Annotated in this window: 15 protein-coding genes and 2 pseudogenes; 8 read left to right on the top strand and 9 right to left on the bottom strand. The window is 72.1% G+C overall.

All coding sequences use genetic code 11. The annotated features are described in order from the left end of the window. Positions 1-870 carry an SDR family oxidoreductase gene (locus ACFPA8_RS23740; protein WP_386451648.1) on the top strand — a complete coding sequence of 290 codons (870 nt, stop codon included), beginning with the start codon at positions 1-3 and terminating at the stop codon, positions 868-870. Between the two features lie 161 nt (positions 871-1031). Here the strand turns inward: ACFPA8_RS23740 and ACFPA8_RS23735 are convergent, their stop codons facing one another. Together ACFPA8_RS23735 and ACFPA8_RS23730 are read right to left on the bottom strand one after the other, a co-directional pair. Next, the gene (locus tag ACFPA8_RS23735; RefSeq protein WP_386451646.1) at positions 1032-2735 is read right to left on the bottom strand and encodes a DUF885 domain-containing protein; all 1704 of its coding nucleotides are present in this window, start codon (positions 2733-2735) and stop codon (positions 1032-1034) included. Positions 2736-2776: 41 nt separating this feature from the next. Further along, positions 2777-3250, bottom strand: coding sequence for an Lrp/AsnC family transcriptional regulator (locus tag ACFPA8_RS23730; RefSeq protein ID WP_386451644.1), 474 nt, complete (start codon positions 3248-3250; stop codon positions 2777-2779). Positions 3251-3318: 68 nt separating this feature from the next. Here ACFPA8_RS23730 and ACFPA8_RS23725 point away from each other — a divergent pair, with 68 nt between their 5' ends. Then, a complete protein-coding gene (locus ACFPA8_RS23725; RefSeq protein ID WP_386451761.1) occupies positions 3319-4554 on the top strand; it encodes a trans-sulfuration enzyme family protein in 1236 nt (411 codons plus the stop codon). Here ACFPA8_RS23725 and ACFPA8_RS23720 read toward each other — a convergent pair. From ACFPA8_RS23720 to ACFPA8_RS23710, 3 genes are all read right to left on the bottom strand, one after another. Next, positions 4484-5851 (bottom strand): GNAT family N-acetyltransferase, encoded by a 1368-nt coding sequence (locus ACFPA8_RS23720; protein ID WP_386451643.1) that lies wholly within the window; start codon positions 5849-5851, stop codon positions 4484-4486. The two genes, ACFPA8_RS23725 and ACFPA8_RS23720, sit on opposite strands and share 71 nt — an antisense overlap. A 100-nt stretch (positions 5852-5951) precedes the next feature. Further along, positions 5952-6518 carry a DUF1990 family protein gene (locus tag ACFPA8_RS23715; RefSeq protein ID WP_386451641.1) on the bottom strand — a complete coding sequence of 189 codons (567 nt, stop codon included), beginning with the start codon at positions 6516-6518 and terminating at the stop codon, positions 5952-5954. A gap of 4 nt (positions 6519-6522) precedes the next feature. After that, entirely contained in the window at positions 6523-8112 is a 1590-nt protein-coding gene (locus ACFPA8_RS23710; protein ID WP_386451639.1) for an alkaline phosphatase D family protein, read from the bottom strand. A 786-nt stretch (positions 8113-8898) separates the two neighbouring features. Here ACFPA8_RS23710 and ACFPA8_RS23705 point away from each other — a divergent pair. The 4 genes and pseudogenes from ACFPA8_RS23705 to ACFPA8_RS23690 all read left to right on the top strand — a co-directional run bounded on the left by ACFPA8_RS23705 (position 8899) and on the right by ACFPA8_RS23690 (position 13235). After that, positions 8899-9930: a hypothetical protein gene (locus tag ACFPA8_RS23705; RefSeq protein ID WP_386451637.1), complete on the top strand. Its 1032-nt coding sequence runs from the start codon at positions 8899-8901 to the stop codon at positions 9928-9930. A gap of 61 nt (positions 9931-9991) precedes the next feature. Continuing rightward, entirely contained in the window at positions 9992-11518 is a 1527-nt protein-coding gene (locus tag ACFPA8_RS23700; RefSeq protein WP_386451635.1) for an amino acid permease, read from the top strand. A gap of 158 nt (positions 11519-11676) precedes the next feature. Continuing rightward, positions 11677-12084 (top strand): annotated as a pseudogene (locus ACFPA8_RS23695) (VOC family protein); the annotation flags it as partial. A gap of 119 nt (positions 12085-12203) precedes the next feature. Continuing rightward, on the top strand, positions 12204-13235 hold the full coding sequence (locus ACFPA8_RS23690) for a glutathione S-transferase family protein (protein WP_386451633.1): 1032 nt from the start codon (positions 12204-12206) through the stop codon (positions 13233-13235). Positions 13236-13280: 45 nt separating this feature from the next. Here ACFPA8_RS23690 and ACFPA8_RS23685 read toward each other — a convergent pair whose 3' ends face one another. Then, positions 13281-14153, bottom strand: coding sequence for an alpha/beta fold hydrolase (locus ACFPA8_RS23685; protein ID WP_386451631.1), 873 nt, complete (start codon positions 14151-14153; stop codon positions 13281-13283). Positions 14154-14394: 241 nt separating this feature from the next. On the opposite strand from ACFPA8_RS23685, the gene ACFPA8_RS23680 reads away from it, so the two are divergent. Continuing rightward, positions 14395-15285: an RNA polymerase sigma-70 factor gene (locus ACFPA8_RS23680; RefSeq protein ID WP_386451759.1), complete on the top strand. Its 891-nt coding sequence runs from the start codon at positions 14395-14397 to the stop codon at positions 15283-15285. Positions 15286-15354: 69 nt separating this feature from the next. Here ACFPA8_RS23680 and ACFPA8_RS23675 read toward each other — a convergent pair whose 3' ends face one another. Next, positions 15355-16110 (bottom strand): SDR family oxidoreductase, encoded by a 756-nt coding sequence (locus ACFPA8_RS23675; protein ID WP_386451630.1) that lies wholly within the window; start codon positions 16108-16110, stop codon positions 15355-15357. A 206-nt stretch (positions 16111-16316) separates the two neighbouring features. On the opposite strand from ACFPA8_RS23675, the gene ACFPA8_RS23670 reads away from it, so the two are divergent. Then, entirely contained in the window at positions 16317-17060 is a 744-nt protein-coding gene (locus ACFPA8_RS23670; RefSeq protein ID WP_386451629.1) for a GntR family transcriptional regulator, read from the top strand. Between the two features lie 99 nt (positions 17061-17159). On the opposite strand, the gene ACFPA8_RS23665 is transcribed toward ACFPA8_RS23670, so the two are convergent. Next, on the bottom strand, positions 17160-18320 hold the full coding sequence (locus ACFPA8_RS23665) for an ROK family protein (protein WP_386451627.1): 1161 nt from the start codon (positions 18318-18320) through the stop codon (positions 17160-17162). Positions 18321-18394: 74 nt separating this feature from the next. After that, positions 18395-18532 (bottom strand): annotated as a pseudogene (locus tag ACFPA8_RS23660) (response regulator transcription factor); the annotation flags it as partial. Positions 18533-18574 lie beyond the last annotated feature (42 nt).

The raw sequence follows: 18574 nt of genomic DNA, 5'->3' as shown, positions 1-18574 counted from the left end.
ATGACCTTCGCATCCCGACAGCCCGGCACGCAGTCCCGGCAGCCCCGGCCCGACGCCGCACCGCAGCGTGATCCCCTGCCCCTCCGCGGCCGCACCGCCCTGGTGACCGGGGCGAGCCGCCGCAACGGCATCGGTTTCGCCGTCGCACGGCGGCTCGCCGCCTACGGCGCATCCGTCTACATGCACCATCACCGCCCGCATGATGCGGCACTGCCCTGGGGCGCCGATCCGGACGGGCCCGACGAGCTCGCCCGGAACGTCCGGGAGACGGCGCCCGCCGGTGCGCTCGTCGCCCACGGCCCCGGCGATCTGACCGAGGCCGGCGCCCCGGCCCGGCTTGTTGCGGCAGCAACGGAGGCGCTCGGCGCGCGGCACCTCGACATCCTGGTCTGCAACCACGCGCTCAGCGGCAGCGACGGACCGCTCCACTCGGTCGACGCCGCGATGCTCGACGCCCACTGGGCGGTCGACACGCGCTCGGTGATCCTGCTGGTGCAGGCGTTCGCCGCTCAGCACCGCGGCGAGGACGCGCCCACGGGGCGGGTGGTGACGATGACGTCGGGCCAGGACGTGAGGGGAGGCATGCCCGACGAGCTGTGCTACGCCCTCGCCAAAGGCGCTCTGGCCACGTCCGTGCGTGCCCTCGCCACGGCGCTGGCGCCGGGGATCACCGTCAACGCGGTCAACCCGGGCCCCGTGGACACCGGTTACCGCAGCGGCGAGGACCATGCGGCAGTCGCCGCGCTCTTCCCCGGCGGGGAGTGGGCGACCCCCGACGTGGCGGCCCGGCTCGTCGCCTGGCTCACCACGGACGAGGCGAGCTGGATCACCGGTGAGGTGATCAACTCCGAGAACGGCTTCTGCCGTTGAGCCGGGACGCCCGAAGCGGGAGGGCCGGACCGGTGAGTCGACGGGCCGATTTCTCAAGAAGTCGACCCGTCGACATGCGGTCACGAACATCCCCTCGGCCTGCGGCCGTTGCGGGTCGTTCGTACCGGCACGGCACGTCTACCGCCCGGAGAGAGTCCTCGTCACAGGGCGGAGAGCTCGGTGACGAGGTCGTCGAGCCCGAGCGAGCCCTGGGACAGCGCCGCCATGTGCCACTTCTTCGGGTCGAAGTCGTCGCCGTGCGCCTTACGGGCAGCTTCCCGGCCCTTCAGCCAGGCGCGTTCGCCCAGCTTGTAGCCGATCGCCTGGCCCGGCATGCCCAGGTAGCGCACCAGCTCGCTCTCCACGAAGTCCGCGGGACGGCCGCTGTGCAGGCCGAAGAACTCCTGCGCGAGCTCCGGCGTCCACCGCTCGCCCGGGTGGAACGGCGAGTCGTCGGGGATCTCCAGCTCCAGGTGCATGCCGATGTCGACGATCACCCGCGTCGCACGCATCATCTGCGCGTCGAGATAGCCCAGCCGCTGCTCCGCGTTGACCAGGAAACCCAGCTCGTCCATCAGCCGCTCGGCATACAGCGCCCAGCCCTCGGCGTTGGCGCTGACCATGCCCACCGTGGTCTGGTACCTGGAGAGTTCGTCCGCGACGTACACCCACTGGGCCAGCTGCAGGTGGTGTCCGGGAACGCCCTCGTGGTACCAGGTCGAGACGAGGTCGTAGACCGGGAAGCGGGTCTCGCCCATCGTCGGGAGCCAGGTGCGTCCCGGCCGGGCGAAGTCCAGCGAGGGCTGCGTGTAGTACGGCGCCGCCGCGCTGCCGGGCGGGGCGATCCGCGACTCGACGCGCTTGACGGGTTCGGCGAGTTCGAAGTGCGTGCCGTCCAGCTTCTCGATGGCCTCGTCCATCAACCCCTGCAGCCACTCCCGCACTTCGTCGACGCCCTCGACGGCCTCGCCCTCGGTGTCGAGGTGGCGCAGCGCCTCCCACGGGGTCGACGCTCCGGGGAGGACCTTCTCCGCCTCCGTGCGCATCTCGGCCAGCAGCCGGTGGAATTCGGACCAGCCGTAGGAGTACGCCTCGTCCAGGTCGAGGTCGGTGCCGTTCCAGTAGCGCGACCAGAGCGCGTAACGCTCACGTCCGACGATCTCCGCAGCACCCTCGATCCCGGGTGCGTACACGTCGCGCAGCCAGTCGCGCAGCCGGGCGATGCCGCCGGTGGCGTCCGCCGCCGCCGCGTCGAGCACGTCACGCAGCGACTCGGGGCCCTCGGCGGCGAAGGCCGAGAACCAGCCCCGTCCGTCCCCTCCTTCACCGTCGCCGACCCACTCGTCCAGCTGCCCCAGGACGGTGGAGACCTGGCGCGGCCCGGCATGCAGTCCGCTCTCCAGGCCGGCGGCCAGCGACTCGCGGTAGCCCTCCAGCGCCTCGGGGACGGCGCGCAGCCGCTGCGCCACGGCCGTCCAGTCCTCGAGGGTCTCGGAGGGCATCACCGTGAAGATGCCGCGCACCGAATGCACCGGAGAGTGGAGGTTGCTGACCGCGCGGAGACCCTCCCGGGCGTCGTGCACGGCCAGTTCGGCCGTGAGCCTCTCGCGGAGCAGACGCGCGCAGCGGCGCTCCGCGTCGTCGTCCGCGCCGGGCTGCTCCTCCGCCTCGGCGAGCTTGCGCAGGGTGATGCGGCTCAGTTCGGCGAGGGCCTCCTGCCCGGCGGGGGAGAAATCGGGCAGCCTGCTGTGGCTTTCGGGCACGCCGAGGTAGCTGCCGGTGATCGGGTCGAGTTCGACGAGAGCGTCGACGTAGGCGTCGGCGACCTGTCGCGGGAGGGGGGTGGAGTTCTTGGGATCGGACATGGGGCCATCCTCGTACGTGCAGGCCCCCGCCGTCATCATCATCAGCCCGGCGGCAGCAGCGGACCGCACTCCCAGCGCTGGAAGATCAACCTGGTCTCCACCCGGGCGACTTCCTTGCGCGAGGTGAACTCGTCCAGTACGAGGCGCTGCAGATCGGCCGTGCCCGTGACCGCGACGTGCACCAAGTAGTCCTCGGGGCCCGCCAGATGGAACAGAGCCCGCGATTCCGGTAGGGCCCGGATCCGCTCCACGAAGGGCCCGACCAGTTCCCGGCGGTGCGGCCGCACCTGCACGGAGAGCAATGCCTGAAGGGGACGGCCCAGCTGTGCCGCGTCCAGGCGCAGTTCCTGGCCCAGGATGACGCCGCTGCGGCGCAGCCGTGCCACCCGGTCCAGGCAGGTCGACGGGGCGACGCCCACGGCGGCGGACAGATCGCGGTACGTCATCCGGGCGTCGTTCTGCAGAAGACGGAGAATCTCCAGGTCGACCGGATCGAGTGCGACAGAATCGGTCATTCGGCGAACGTAGCACGGTCGATGCAGCCAGATGTCCGGCGGTTGTTCAGAATGCGGGCATGGAGAACATGCAGACCAGCACCGAGCCGGAACGTCCGAGTGCGCCGGCCGCCGGCCCCCCGCCGCGCTCGCAGGCCACCGAGGCCGTGCACGCGGGACGGGACGATCTCGCGGCCCTCGGTCTGCACGCCGTTCCGCTGGACCTGTCCACGACCTACCCGGCCCGTGACACCCGCGCCGAGGCTGCCCGTATCGACGAGTTCGCGGCGGGCGGCGCACGGCTCGACGGTCCGCCGGTCTACGCCCGCCTGGACAACCCGACGGTCGCGCGCTTCGAGGACGCGCTCGCCCGGCTCGAAGGGACGCAGTCCGCGGTGGCGTTCGCGAGCGGGATGGCCGCGCTCACCGCCACGCTGCTGGTGCGGGCCGCCGAGGGACTCCGCCATGTCGTCGCCGTACGGCCGCTGTACGGGTGCAGCGACCACCTGCTGGAGAGCGGGCTGCTGGGAACCGAGGTCACCTGGACGGATCCGGACGGCGTCGCGGCGGCCGTCCGCCCCGACACCGGGCTCGTCATGGTCGAGAGTCCCGCGAATCCGACGCTCGCGGAGGTCGACCTGGCCGCGCTCGCCCGCGCCTGCGGTTCGGTGCCGCTGCTCGCGGACAACACTTTCGCCACTCCCGTGCTGCAGCGCCCGCGCGAGGCGGGTGCGCGTCTGGTCCTGCACAGCGCCACCAAGTACCTGGGGGGACACGGGGACGTGCTGGGCGGAATCGTCGCCTGCGACGAGGAGTTCGCCCGCCGCCTGCGGCAGGTGCGCTTCGCGACCGGCGGTGTGCTGCATCCGCTCGCCGGGTATCTGCTGCTGCGCGGACTGTCCACCCTGCCGGTGCGCGTACGGGCACAGTCCCGCACAGCAGCCGAACTCGCCGGGAGGCTGGCGGCGGACCCCCGGATCGCCCGCGTGCACTATCCGCGGCTGGGCGGGGCGATGGTCGCCTTCGAGGTGGAGGGCGATCCCCACGCGGTCACCGCGGGGGTGCGGCTGATCACCCCGGCGGTCAGTCTCGGCTCCGTCGACACCCTCATCCAGCACCCCGCGTCGATCAGCCACCGCATCGTGGCCGAGGACGACCGGCGGAGCGCCGGGATCAGCGAGAACCTGCTGCGCATGTCGGTCGGCCTGGAGGACGCCGAAGACCTGTGGCAGGACCTGGACCAGGCGCTGGGCGTCAGTCCCGCACCGACGGGGCACACGCCGCGGCCAGTACGGCAGGAGCTGCGCCCGTCAGCTGTGCGGTGACGACGAGCGTGCCCTCCTCGATCTGGTAGTCCAGCGGCAGGCCGAGGCCGCGCATCGCCGCGACCATGGCCGTGTTGGACGCCTGCGTGACGGCGTACACGCTGCCGGCACCGGCCTCGACGGCCGACGCGACGAGGCGGCGCAGCAGTTCGCCGCCGATGCCGCGGTGCTGCCAGGCGTCCTCGACGAGGAGGGCGACCTCGGTCTCGTCGCCGTCCCACAGCAGGTGGCCGAGTGCGACGAGCTTCCCCGAGGCGGTCTCCACGGCCAGCGACCGCCCGAACCGGGGCGAGAGCAGGTGCGCGAGGTAGGCGTCGGCGTCGGAGACCGGGCCGTGGTAACGCTTCGAGAGGGTCTCCCTGGAGCAGCGCTCGTGCATCGCCAGCGCTGCCCGGGCGTCCCTGGTGTCGGCCCTGCGTACGGTGACGGACGGGCCCTCGGGAAGAGTGAGGCTGTCCGGGGAGTGCGGGACCCTCGTCCCGGCGCCCAGCTGCCGGTCCAGTTCGACGAGCGCGCGGGCGCGGGCGAACTCACTCGGCGCGAAAGGCAGTTGGGGGCGCTCGATGATGAGGACGCCGCCTGCCGGGTCCGGCAGCCGCAGCACGGTCCCCTCCCACCGGCCCTCCGGGGGCACGTCCAGCACTCCGGGGTCGGGCCTGCGGCCGGACGCCGAGACGGGAGGCACCGAACGGATGGTGCATCGGCCCAGCAACTGACGCAGCACCAGCGGCAGTTCGGCCGTGTCGAGTGCGGTGCGGGTGGCGAGCTGCAGGACCCGGGTCGGGATGTCGACAAGGGAGTCCTCATCCGCGCGTTCCGCCCACGTGTGGCGTCCGCCCGCCGCCGCGACCAGCCGGTGCAGCTCGGCGGCCTCGATCTCACGGGGCGCGCGCAGCACGAACTCGTCGATGCACTGCTCGGGCAAGTGCGCCGCGCCGAGGGCCGGTTCGTCCTCTCGGTGATCGGAACCCGCTCCCGCGGGTGCGCCCGCCGGGTCTCCTTCCCGGGGGCCCAGCGGGAAGGTCTGCAGCGAGACGATGTCGATGCGTTCACGCGCCAGTGCGGTGCACAGTTCCGCGAGGGCCCCCGGCTCCTCCCGCACGGTGGTGCGCATCAGCCACAGTGACGTGGCCCCGGCGCCCACCGGGGACTCCACGTCCCCCGCGCCGCTCTGCTGCGGCTCCGCCGCGGAGGCGCAGCGCCGCCGCAGCCGGCCCCAGCTGTCCTGCACGCTTCCCCCGACCAGACGCAGGAAGCCGTGACGGGATGGCTGCTCGTTCTGCGACATGTCAGTCATGCGACCACTCTCACCCACTGGCATTGCCCGATCAAGAACGTTTTGTGACCGGCGCATTAAGGATGCTTCCGGCGGATCTGCACCCGCTCCCGCGCCGCCGTCACCCCTGTTCCGCCCGCCCGGCCCCGGGTCTGTGCGCCGTGTCCCGCGCCCGGGTCACCAGCCGCCGCAGGACGGCGCCGCACCGGCGTGCGTACCAGCGCTGGAAGACGGGCAGCAGGGGTCCGGCGGCGACCGTGAACCACGACACGGGTCTGCTGAAGGCGAGCACTTCGAGCCAGACGGTGCCGTCGGCGTCCCTGCTGACGACGAACGCCTCCTCGCCGCGCACCGGATGGCCCGGCAGCGTCCCGTACGCCCATCCGGCGCGGCGATCCTCTGCGACGGTCCACACCACCCTGCACGGCGCGTGCAGGCGCAGCGCCCCGAAGCCCAGGCCGACGACGACCTCGGTGCCGGGGGACGCGCGGAGTGCGTCCGTGTCGAAGCGGACCCCCGCTTCCCGGTGCAGGCGCCATGTCGACAAAGCGTCGGCTGCGGTCTCGAAGTCGGCCCGCCCGTGCCCCAGTTGCGTCCGCACCCGCAGCCTGCGGTAGCCGTCCGGCCAGCGTTCCGGGCCGTGCCGGGTCGCCCCCGCAGCCGGGTAGTTCAACCGAGCACCGGTCATCGGTTCACTGACCGACCCGGCCGGGCTGGAGCACCTTCGTGAACAGCACAGCGCCGCCCTCCTCCCGCAGCCGCACGGTCATCTCGCCGCTCTCGCCGTCGATGTCGACCTGGCCGAAGTACTGACCGCCTTCCGTCGGCGGCACGTTGGCCTTCTCCGGTGCCTTGACGAACGACTGCGTGGGGCCGAAAGTGCCGTCGAGTTTCAGGGCGGGGAAGCCTCCGGCGTTGAGCGGGCCGGAGACGAACTCCCAGAACGGTGCGAAGTCCTTGAAGGCGGCGTTCTCCGGTTCGTAGTGCTGGGCGCAGGTGTAGTGCACATCCGTGGTGAACCACACGGTGCCCGTGATGCGTTCCGTCTTGATGTGCCGCAGGAGTTCGGCCAGCTGGAGTTCACGGCCCAGCGGGGCACCCGGATCGCCCTGTGCCACGCCTTCGAAGTCGGTCTTCCCGTCGGGGACGACCAGGCCGATCGGCATGTCGGAGGCGATCACCTTCCACACCGCCCGGGAGCGCGACAACTCGCGCTTGAGCCACTTCAGTTGCACCGGTCCGAGGATTCCGCGGGCGTCCTGCTCCTGCTCGCCGGGCGAGTTGGCGCCGCGGTAGGTGCGCATGTCGAGCACGAAGACGTCCAGCAGCGGGCCGTGGCGCACCACCCGGTAGACACGGCCGTCCTCGTCCTTGGGCGGCAGCGTGGTCAGGGGGTGGTATTCGCTGAAGGCACGCAGGGAGCGGGCGGCGAGGGTGCTGACGTCTTTTACCTTGTAGCGGTCGTCGTCGAGGATCTCGCCCGGGTACCAGTTGTTGAGGACCTCGTGGTCGTCCCACTGGGCGATGGAGGGCACCTGGGCCTGGAAGCGCCGCAGCTTCTCGTCGAGGAGGTTGTAGCGGAAGTTCCCGCGGAACTCCGCGAGCGTCTCGGCGACCTTGGACTTCTCCTCGGTGACGACGTTGCGCCACACGCCCCCGTCCGGCAGGGCGACCTTCTCGGTGAGGGGCCCGTCGGCGTAGATGGTGTCGCCGCTGTTGAGGAAGAAGTCCGGGTCGAGACGGCGCATCTCCTCGAAGATCGGGAAGCCGCCCCGGTCCGGGTTGATGCCCCAGCCCTGCCCGGCCAGGTCCCCCGACCACAGGAAACGCACCTTCTGGCGGCGCCTGTCGGGTGCGGTGCGGAACGTGCCGTGGACGGGCCTGCCCGTGCGCCGCGGATCGTCCGCGTCGGCCAGGGTGACCCGGTAGTGCACCTGCTCCCCGGCGGGCAGTCCGTGCACCGGCGTCATGCCGGTGAAGTCGGTGTCGGGGCCCACGACGGGTCCCGTCCAGCGGCGCGCGTTGCGGAAGGACCCGGTCGCCGAGGTCTCGACGATCATCCGGGCGCGGCGGTCCGAACGCACCCAGATCAGCCCGGACGACGAGGTCACGTCACCCGCCTGCACACCCCACTTCGCCGCGGGCCGGCCCTTCAGCGCCTGGGCCGGAGCCGCCCCCGACAGGGACAGCGCGGCGGACGCCGCCAGGGAGCCGCGCAGCAGCGTGCGGCGTCCCGGGACCAGGCCGGGGGTGAGCGGGGTGGTGGGTTCCTCGTGCGCCATGGACGAGCCTCCTGGATCGCGGTCGGTACGGAGCAGGCAGGTACGGGCCGAACACGGCGACACGTGGCACCGCGGGGAGCGGTGCACGCGGCGCCTCTTGGAGCGCAGCATCGGGACTGGACTCAGTGAACACCGACGCCGCAACGGCTGAAAGGGTTCCGGATGATCGGCGTGGTGCATCTCCCGCCGTCCGGGGCGTCCGGGGCGTCCAGGGCGTGCGGGGCGTCCGGGGCTTCCGGGGCGTGCGGGGTGTCCGGGGCTTCCGGGGCGTGCGGGGTGTCCGGGGCGTTGGGGCGGCCCTGCGCTGCACCTTTGCCGGACGAGGCGGCCGGGGCTCATATGACGCGGTCGGGTCTCGATTGACGCAGGACTCTTCCCTCGCGGCTCGCCGGGAGGGAAGAGTGACGTCACCCCACTCACGGAGGTGCTGCCCGCGGGCGGCGGAGAACGGGGACGGCGGACTGGAAACGGGCGCGAAACGGGCAGGGCACGTACAGAGAACGGACTGAAACGACAATGACTCCAAAGCTGTCTGCGCTTGCGGGCTTTCGGCGCAGAACCGTCACACTTTCCGACCGCCGACAGGCGACGGGGAAAGGTTAGGTTCGGTGGCGAATCCGGGACCCGTCGTCGCGCATCCCTGCTCGCCTGACCAGCGATGCACGAATGCCGGAGCGGTCCCTGCCCCTGTTGTTGAGGACCGCTTGTGATGCCGCACAGCCCGCCCGCCCCCGAGTCGTGCCCGCCGCCGGGGTGCGCAGGCCACGCGGCTGCGGAGAAGCGCCGGTGAGGGGGACGGCCGGCAGTCACGGCCGCGGCGTCCGCATCGTCTACAGCCCTGCCGGGTTCGACTTCGAACTGCGCGGCGCGGTCGAGGAGTTGAGGGCCGGCCGCTGGATGGCTATGCGTACGCTCCTGGCCCGTACGGGCACGTCGTGGGGCCTGCGGACGACGCGTTCCCAGGTGCTCGGCGTGGTCGCAGCGGGCTCACACGTGGTGGAGACCTGGCTGCAGGAGTCACCGAAGGACCCCGACGCGCGCATGATGCACGCACGGGTGGCGGTGGAGCGCGCCGTCCGGGCGCGCCGCGAACACCACCACACCGCGGCGGAGTTGGAGAACGAAGCCCGTCAGGAGTGCTACGCCGCGGCCGAGTTGCAGCCCGCCGACCCGGTGCCGTGGGTCGCTCTGCTCGCCCTCGCGAGGCTCGACCACCGCCAGGAACGTGCCGAGCACCGCGAACGCGCTGCCGAGCCGATGCTTCCGCCCGGCCCCTGGGGTCTGCTCTACCGCGTCTACGAGCGTGACCGGTACAACCGCGAGGCGCACCACCGCATGCTCCACTTCCTGCATGCGCGTGCCGAGCAGGACGCGGGGAACGCAGGCTCGCGTGCCTCGGCGATCGACTTCGTCCGCTGGGTCTCCTCGTGGGCGCCCGCCGGTTCGGAGCTGCTGGCCCTGCCGCTGTACGCCTACGTGGAGCAGTACCGGCGCCAGCGCGCCCAGCAGCCGAGGAGTCATCTGCTGCTGAGCCGGCAGTGGTCGCACGACCCGGTCGCCCTCGACGCCCGTTCCGCGCTGCAGGGGTGGTTCGACCTGACGGACCCCACCACCCAGTCCGTACTGGACCTGAACCACCTGGCCCACGCCCTGTGGGCGGGGCAGCGCACGTCGGACGCCGCCCGGGTCTTCGCCGCCCTCGGCCCGTACTTCACTCCGCAGCCCTGGCTGCAGGTCGCCGAGGATCCCGAACAGCCCGAGGCGGCGAAGACGGAGTTCCTCCGAGCGCGCGACCACTGCCTGGCCGCGGACGACTGACTCCCACCCGCTCCGCCACCCCCCTCGCCGTTCCGCACTCCGAAGTCCCTCAGGAGGTTCCGTGTTCCCCACCGGCAGGTCGCGTCGCCCCGGCCGCATAGACGACGACGCCAAGCTCCGCGATCTCGGCTACCACCCGGTGCTGATCAGGCGCATGGGCTCGTTCGGCAACTTCGCGATCAGCTTCTCCGTCATCTCCGTCCTCTCCGGGTGCATGACGCTGTACGGCTTCGGCCTGGTCACGGGCGGGCCCGCGGTGATGATCTGGGGCTGGGTCCTGGTGGGCCTGATGGTGATGTTCGTCGGCGCCGGGCTGGCGGAGGTCACCAGCGCGTATCCCACATCGGGCGCCCTGTACTACATGGCCGACCAGCTCGGCGGGCGCCGCTGGGGCTGGTACACCGGGTGGCTCAACCTGCTGGGACTGCTGGGAACCCTGGCCGGGATCGACTACGGCGCCGCGATGTTCACCGGAGCGCTCTTCCACCTCCAGTGGGGGATCGAGCCCACGCCGGAGAACGTGATGCTGATCTTCCTGTGCATCCTCGTGCTGCACGCGACGCTCAACCTCTTCGGTGTGCGGCTCGTCAGCGTGCTCAACTCGATCAGCGTGTGGTGGCACTTCGCGGGCGTCGCCGTGATCGTTGCCGCGCTGACGCTCGTACCGTCCGAACACCGTCCCGCGTCCTTCGTGTTCGGGGAGTTCGTCAACGGCACCAACTGGTCGAGTCCGGTGTACGTCGTCATGATCGGGCTGCTGCTGGCCCAGTACACCTTCACCGGCTACGACGCCAGCGCCCACCTCTCGGAGGAGACGAAGAACGCCGAGGTCAGCGCGGCACGGGGCATCGTGCGAGCCGTCGGCTGGTCCTGGCTGGCGGGCTTCGTGCTGCTGGTCGGGCTGACCTTCGCCATCCAGGACTACGCCGGAACACAGGCCAGCGCGACCGGAGTGCCGCCCGCGCAGATCTTCCTCGACGCCCTGGGCCTCACCGGGGCCAAGCTGCTGCTGCTCGTCGTGATCGTCGCGCAGCTCTTCTGCGGCAACGCGGAGGTCGCCGCTGCCAGCCGCATGGTCTTCGCCTTCTCCCGCGACGGTGCGCTGCCCCTCTCCGCGCACTGGCGGCGCGTCCACCCGCGCACCGGTACGCCGGCACGCGCGGTGGTGCTGACGGTCACCGTCGCGGCCCTGCTCACGCTGCCGGCGCTCTACAGCGAAGCCGCGTACGGCGCGGTCACCGCGATAGCCGTCATCGGCGTCACACCGGCCTACGCCATCCCCATCTACCTGCGGCTGCGCAACAAGGACCGTTTCCGGCAGGGCAAGTGGAACCTCGGACGCTGGGGAGTGCCGATCGGCTGGACGGCCGTGACGTGGGTGGTCTTCGTGACCGTGCTCTTCTGCCTCCCGCAGAAGACCCCCGTCGACGTGGAGTCCTTCAACTACGCGCCACTCGCACTCATCGGCGTCCTCGGCCTGGCCACCGTGTGGTGGATCGTCGCGGGGCGCGGTTCCTACACCACGCCCGGCTACCGCTCCGGCGGCGACGACCGTGAACTGGCCGAGATGAGCGAGGAGATCGTCTGACCCCGGCCGCCGGGTCCAGGTCTCCGGGCGGATGCCGCTCGGGTCCTGAGCCCGAGGAGACCGGACGGCGTCCCGTCTACGGTTCCGGTGCGGCGGTCCGCCGCCGCGCACCGAGTCGGCAGGCCGCGCCCGCGGGCGCAGACAGGGAGCCGGAGCCCATGACGATCAGCGTCCGCAACCACATCCGTATCGCCCGTCCCTCGCGTGATCTGGCAGCCGCCGAACGCTTCTGGGTCCGGGGCCTCGGCCTCGACGTGCTCCACCGCAGCGAGCCCGGCCCCGCCCGGGGCGGCGGCGAGGAGTACGCCCTGCTGATGGCGGGACGGCGCGGTGCGGGCTGGCACCTGGAACTGGCCCGGGACGAGGAGCGTCCCCTGGAGCCGGCACCGGGGGAGGAGGACCTGCTCGTGATCTACCTGGACGGTCCCGTGCCGGCGGATCTCGTGGCGAGGCTGGAGGAGCACGGCGGGACTCGCGTACCGGCACGCAACCCGTACTGGGACACCTGGGGCGTGACCGTCCAGGATCCGGACGGTTACCGGCTGGTGCTGTGCACGCGGGAGTGGGTAGACGACGAGGTGCCCGAGTACCGCCGCGGCGGCGGTCCGGAGGAGGAGCCCGTGACAGGCTCCTCGACGAGGGCAGGTCTCCGCACGGGGACCCGACAGCGAAAGGAACGTGCACGATGAGCCGCGAGGGCGACGGCACCACGGACGGCAACGAGAAATACGGCAGGAAGCCCTTCAAAAGGTCGAAGAGCCACTTCGCGGACCGGATCACGGCGGACGGCGCGGACGGCTGGCCCGTCGAGGCGGGCCGCTACCGGCTCGTGATCAGCCGAGCCTGCCCCTGGGCGAGCCGGGCAGCGATCTCCAGGCGCCTGCTGGGCCTGGAGGACGCGCTGTCGCTCGCCGTCACCGACCCCCTGCAGGACGCACGCAGCTGGCGCTTCACGCTCGACCCGGGCGGCAAGGACCCGGTCCTGGGCATCCGCTACCTCCACGAGGCCTACGACGCGCGCGAGAAGGACTATCCGGGCGGTGTGAGCGTCCCGGCGGTGGTGGACGTGCCGAGCGGCCGGCTGGTCACCAACGACTTCCAGCAGATGACCCTGGACCTCGCCACCGAGTGGAGCGGCCTGCACAGGCCGGGCGCCCCCGACCTGTATCCGGAAGCGCTGCGCGAGGAGATGCACGAGGTGATGGAAGGGGTCTACCGGGACCTCAACAACGGCGTCTACCGCGCGGGCTTCGCCACCGGACAGAAGGAGTACGAGGCCGCGTACAGCGACGTCTTCCGCCGCCTCGGCCTGCTCTCCGAGCGGCTGGCCGACCGCCGCTACCTGGTGGGCGAGAGCATCACCGAGGCCGACATCCGCCTCTTCACCACACTGGTGCGCTTCGACGCCGTCTACCACGGCCACTTCAAGTGCAACCGCCACAAGCTCGTGGAGGACCCGGTCCTGTGGGCCTACGCCCGCGACCTCTACCAGACGCCCGGCTTCGGTGACACCGTCGACTTCGACCACATCAAGCGGCACTACTACGAGGTACACACCGGGGTGAACCCGACGGGCATCGTGCCGTGCGGTCCGGACCTGTCCGCCTGGACCTCCCCGCACCACCGCGAGCAGCTCGGAGGACGTCCCTTCGGCGACGGCACTCCGCCCGGACCGGTACCCGCGGGGGAGGAGGTACCGGCAGGCCACCGGCCCTGAGCTCCTCCGCCGTCCCCGGCCCCGGGCGGCGCCGGCCCGGCGCGGTCACACGGCCCGTGCCGTCTCCAGCACGAGACGCGCGACGAGCGCCGGGTCGTCGTTCATCGGCACATGGCCGCATCCGGGAAGGCGGACCAGCCGGGCGCCGGGGATGGTCTTCTTCGCGCGCACCCCCTGACGGGGCAGCAGCAGGCGGTCCTTGGCTCCCCAGCCGATGGTCACGGGCACGTGGGGAAGGTCCTGGTCGAAGACCACGTCGGGGCGCCTGCCGACAGCGAGCGTCGGGGCGAAGCCGGTGGCCTCGCGCATGGAGCGCGTCTCGGCGACGACGGCTTCGGGCGAACGGCGGCCGGGCCGGGCGTAGATGGTGCCGGTCAGCGCGGCGCGTCCGGCGGCGCTGCGGGCCAGCCGCCGCAGCATCCCTTCCGGTATGGCCTTCGCGCCTGCCCGCATGCCCGTCAGAACGGCGTAGGCGTAGCGGCGCTCCGCCTGCGTCCAGAAACCGGCGGGGGAGAGGGCCGTGACCGAACGCGCGTGGCCGTGCCGCGCCAGCTCCAAGGCGAGCAGCCCGCCCAGGGAGTTGCCGACCACGTGGGGCCGTTCGAGACCGAGCGCACGGAAGCCCTCGGCCAGCAGCGGGATGACGCTGTCCAGTTCGTAGGAGACGCCCTCGGGCAGTGGCGGCGAGGCGCCGAACCCCGGCAGGTCGACGGCGGTCACTTCGTGCGACGCGGCCAGGATGCTCAGCACCGGTTCCCACGCCTGCCAGTGGTGGCCGATGCCGTGCAGCAGCACGACCGGTTCGCCGCTGCCGCGCCGCTCGTAGGCGAGGTCGAAGGAGGGCTTCCCGGCCGGGGAGACGCGCACGAACGACTCGGTCTCGGGCACGGGTGCGTGAGGGGAGGCGACAGCGGTCATGGGCACTCCTGTCAGGGTTCGGGCCACGGACGCCGGACGGGCGGGTCGGGCACGGCAGTTCGTAGACACGATGTCAGCAAGTCGACCCGCGTGGAAGGTCCCCTGCAGGCGCCCGCAGGCGGACTGAGATGATGGACGGGTGGACGCCGAACAGAGCGCAGTCGACCGCGACGCCGGAGGCCGCCCGGCGAACGGGCGCCCGGACGGCGGCGGTCCGGACGGCGCTGGCCCGGACGCAGCCCTGGACGCCACGGCCGTCTTCGAGCAGCACCGCGGGGTCCTCATGGGCGTCGCGTACCGCATGCTGGGCAGCGTCGCCGACGCCGAGGACATCGTGCAGGACGCCTGGCTGCGCTGGGCGTCCGCCGGCACGGATGCCGTGCGGGAGCCGCGCGCGTACCTCGTACGTGTCACCACCCGGCTCGCCATCGACAGGCTGCGGGCGGCGCAGACGCGCCGTGAGACCTACGTCGGCCCGTGGCTGCCGGAGCCGCTCGTCACCCACGTGCGCGCCCGGCCCGGGCGGGACACCGCCGAACCGGACGTCGCGGAGAGCGTGCTGACGGCCGAGTCCGTCTCCCTCGCCGTGCTCGTCGTCATGGAGTCCCTCTCGCCCCTGGAACGTGCGGTCTTCGTGCTGCGCGAGGCCTTCGGCTTTCCGTACGCGGAGATCGCAGCCGTCCTCGACCGCAGCGAGCCGGCCGTACGCCAGCTGGCCGGCCGTGCCCGCACACACGTGGCCGAGCGCCGCCCCCGCTTCGACGTCGACCCCGAAGCCCAACGCGACCTGACCGAAAGGTTCCTGGCCGCCGCCACCCGGGGCGACCTCGCCGCACTGATGGAGATGCTCGCCCCGGACGCCCGTCTCCTCGGCGACGGCGGAGGCAAGGCCAAGGCGCCGCTGCGCACCATCACCACCGCGGACAAGGTCGGCCGGTTCCTCGGGGCGATCGCCCAACAGGGCCTCGCCACCATGGACTTCAGCCTCATCGAGGTCAACGCCGCTCCCGCCCTGCTCGCGACGGAACAGGGCGTCCCCTCCGCCGTCCTGCAGCTGGACGTGGCCGACGGCCGCATCCAGAGCGTCTACATCGTCGCCAATCCCGACAAGCTGGCCCGTCTCAGGCCGTAGCCCGTCCGCTCCGCGACGCGTCCCGGCGCTTCCCCTGCCCCTCCCGACTCCCGGTCGGGAGGGGCCCGTTCACACTCCGCCGGAGACGCGCAGCACGGCACCTGTCGTGAACGACGCCTCGTCCGACATCAGCCAGGCCACCGCGTCCGCGATCTCCCGCGGTTCGCCGGGGCGGCGCAGCGGTGTCGCCTCCGCCTTCCTCCACGCCCTGTCCGGATCGCCCATCGCCGCGTGCATCCCGGTCAGCACCGCCCCGGGCTGTACGGAGTTGACGCGGACGCCCTGTGGCCCGAACTCTTTGGCCAGGCCCACAGTCATCGCGTCCACCGCCGCTTTGGACGCCGCGTAGTGCACGTACTCGCCCGGAGCTCCGAGGGTGGCCGCACAGGAGGAGATGTTGACCATGCTGCCTCCCTCGCCGCCGTGGGCCGTCGACATCTCCAGCAACGCGCGCCGTGCACACAGCAGTGCGCCGAGGACGTTCACGTCGAGGACCCGGCGGATCACGGAGGACGGAGTCCGGGTGAAGCCGCCCAACGGGCCGGTCACGGCAGCGTTGTTGACCAGCCCTGTCACGGGACCCAGCTCGTCGCGCACCGTGTCGAAGAGCCGCTCCACCTGTTCTTCCGCGCTGGTGTCCACCTGTACGGGCACCGCGTGCACCCCCTCGGCCCGAACGGCGCGCGCCGTCTCCTGTGCGTCCCGGCGGGAGCGCTCGTAGCCGATACCGATGTGGTGACCGGCACGCGCGAGCCGCACGGCGACGGCCGCACCGATGCCTCTGCTGCCGCCCGTGACGACGGTGACCCGCTGCTGTCCTGCCATCCCGATACCTCCACGCCGCGGCGAACGATGATCGATCATCCCAGGTGAAGCGGGCATCGGGGAACAGTTTCCGGTCACCGGATTGGTCTTGACCAAGCTGGGGACCCGCCCTATGGTCGGCCATACGCAACAACCTTTAAAAAACAAGCACGTATAAAGTCCGGCCGCTGCAAGCCGGGCTGGACGCGGGGAAAGCGGAGGCCACTGTGGGGACCACACAGGTGGATGCTGTGCCGGAGCCGAAGTACTGGCACTTGAAGACCGTGCTGTCCGACGCGCTGGACTCCGAGTTCGAAGTGGGGGAGATCCTGCCCAACGAGCGCGAACTCGCCGCCCGCTTCGGCGTCGCCCGGGCGACCCTGCGCCAGGCCCTGGAGCAACTGGAGCTGGAAGGCCGTCTGCAGCGCAGGCGCGGCGTGGGCACCACGGTCGCGCCGCCCCGCTTCGGGGTCGACGTCGGTCCCGCCGAGGACAGTTGGCCCGGCGCGCCGGACGACGCGTGGCAGACCGGCGACTGCGAAGACGTCGAACCGCCCGCCCCGGTGGCCCGGCTGCTGGGCGAGGACGCCGGCTCGCCGGTGCACTCGGTTCGCCGTACGCGCATGACGCACGGACAGCCCGTCGCCACCGAACTCCTCTACGTGCCGCACGCGTCCGTTCCCGGCCTGCCCGCCATAGAGGCGGCGGGCGGTTCCGCGCGAGGGCGCGCGGTACTGCGTGAACTGCACCGCCTCGAACTCGAGGGCCAGGAACGCACGGTGGAGCTCGGCTCGGCCCGCGCCGACGACGCCCGTCAGCTGGACAGGCTCCCGGGGGCGCCGGTGCTCGTCGTCACCACCCGCTACCTCGCCCGCGGAACCACCGCCGCCGTCGCTGTCTCCACCTACCGGGCCGACACCTGCCGGCTCACCTTCGGCGACGCCCAGCCCGGCGCCCTGATGGCCGGCTGAGGCCGGTCCCGGGTCCCGGACCCCGGTGGGCGGTTGCGCGCCTTCCGCCCACCGCGTGTCCCCCGCATGACCGTACGGCTGTCCTTGCTGCTGTCGCGGTCAGCCGGCGTCCACGCTGAACAGCTCGCTCTCGACCTCGTCGAGGGCGAGCCGCAGCGCTCCCGTGGCCACCGCCGCCTCGCCCAGCACCGACAGCGCGACGCGCGGGGGCCGCAGGCAGTAGCGCTCCAACTCGCGGCGCAGCGGCTCCAGTACGTCGTCCAGCCCCGACGCCCAGCCACCGACCACGACCAGCTCCGGGTCCAGCGCGAGCACCAGCGCGGCCACATCGTGGACGAGCCGCTGCACGAAGCGCTCCACCGCCCTCCGCGCCTGTACGTCACCGGCGCGTGCCAGGGCGAAGACCCGCGCGACGGCCACCTCGTCGAGAGGGTGAAGCGGCTCGTCCGTCGTCGACAGCAGCCGCTCGGGGGTCGCCTCGCGCCCCAGCAGGTGCAGTGCGCCGATCTCTCCTGCCGCACCGCCGAATCCGCGGTGCAGCCGCCCGCCGATCAGCGACCCGGCACCGGGGCTGAGGCCCACCAGCACCATCACGACGTCCTCGGCGCCGACTGCCGCGCCCTTCCAGCGCTCGGCGACGACACCGGCGTTGGCGTCGTTCTCGACGAGCACGGGGCAGCGGAACCGCTCTCTCAGCCGCTCGCCGAGCGGCAGGCCCGTCCAGCCGGGCAGGGCGGTCCCGAGCCGCACGGTCCCGTCCGCCTCCACGATGCCCGGCGTCCCGACACCGACCGCCCGCAGCGACTCGCGCCGCACGCCGCTGCTCTCCAGCAGTGCGTCGACGGCGTCGTGGGCCTCGGCCAGGCGCCGGTCCTCCGGAACGTCCTCGCCCACCTCGTGCGCGACCGTGCCCGTGAACCGGCCGGTCAGATCGGCGAGTACGGCCGCGACGCGGTGCGACCCGACCTCCACCCCGAGTGCGTAGCCCGCCTCGGCGCGGAAGCGGAAGCGCCGGGCGGGCCGGCCCCGGCGCGCGGCCTGGGCGACGGTGTCCGGCTCCTCCTCGGCCTCTGCCGCGAGTCCTGCGTCGACGAGGCCCTCGACGACACCTTCGACGGTCGGCCGGGAGAGCTCCGTGGCGTGGGCCAGGTCCGTCAGGGTCAGCGGGGGCCGGCCGAACTGGGAGCGCAGCACGCGCAGTACGGCAGTCGAGTTGATCCGTCGCAGCAGAGAAGGGTCCCTGCCGGAGAGCCGCGCCAAGTCCGCCTCCCTGCCTGTCCCGTGAGGCGGATCGTACCGTCCGGCCTCCCGTTACCACGAGTAGGGGGCAGTCGGCCCGGGGCGACGAAACCGGACTCGTACGCGACGATCACCGCCTGCGTGCGGTCCCGCGCCCCGAGCTTCGCCAGCAGCGAGCTGACGTGAGTCTTCACCGTCTCGGTGCCGACCACCAGTTGCCGGGCGACCTCCGCACCTCCTCGCGGGAATCGCTGAGGCAGAGTCAGAAACCCGGT

It is taken from the genome of Streptomyces ovatisporus (assembly GCF_042653885.1).
Classification (GTDB): domain Bacteria; phylum Actinomycetota; class Actinomycetes; order Streptomycetales; family Streptomycetaceae; genus Streptomyces; species Streptomyces ovatisporus.
The sequence above is the reverse complement of the archived record's forward strand: the minus strand, read 5'-3'. Positions and strand labels throughout refer to the sequence as shown.

Coding starts and splice junctions, on each gene's coding strand:
- ACFPA8_RS23730 (WP_386451644.1), bottom strand. CDS start 3,250: ATGACCGATTCTGTCGCACTCGATCCGGTCGACCTGGAGATTCTCCGT.
- ACFPA8_RS23690 (WP_386451633.1), top strand. CDS start 12,204: ATGAGCCGCGAGGGCGACGGCACCACGGACGGCAACGAGAAATACGGC.
- ACFPA8_RS23675 (WP_386451630.1), bottom strand. CDS start 16,110: ATGGCAGGACAGCAGCGGGTCACCGTCGTCACGGGCGGCAGCAGAGGC.
- ACFPA8_RS23735 (WP_386451646.1), bottom strand. CDS start 2,735: ATGTCCGATCCCAAGAACTCCACCCCCCTCCCGCGACAGGTCGCCGAC.
- ACFPA8_RS23720 (WP_386451643.1), bottom strand. CDS start 5,851: ATGACTGACATGTCGCAGAACGAGCAGCCATCCCGTCACGGCTTCCTG.
- ACFPA8_RS23685 (WP_386451631.1), bottom strand. CDS start 14,153: ATGACCGCTGTCGCCTCCCCTCACGCACCCGTGCCCGAGACCGAGTCG.
- ACFPA8_RS23740 (WP_386451648.1), top strand. CDS start 1: ATGACCTTCGCATCCCGACAGCCCGGCACGCAGTCCCGGCAGCCCCGG.
- ACFPA8_RS23715 (WP_386451641.1), bottom strand. CDS start 6,518: ATGACCGGTGCTCGGTTGAACTACCCGGCTGCGGGGGCGACCCGGCAC.
- ACFPA8_RS23710 (WP_386451639.1), bottom strand. CDS start 8,112: ATGGCGCACGAGGAACCCACCACCCCGCTCACCCCCGGCCTGGTCCCG.
- ACFPA8_RS23725 (WP_386451761.1), top strand. CDS start 3,319: ATGCAGACCAGCACCGAGCCGGAACGTCCGAGTGCGCCGGCCGCCGGC.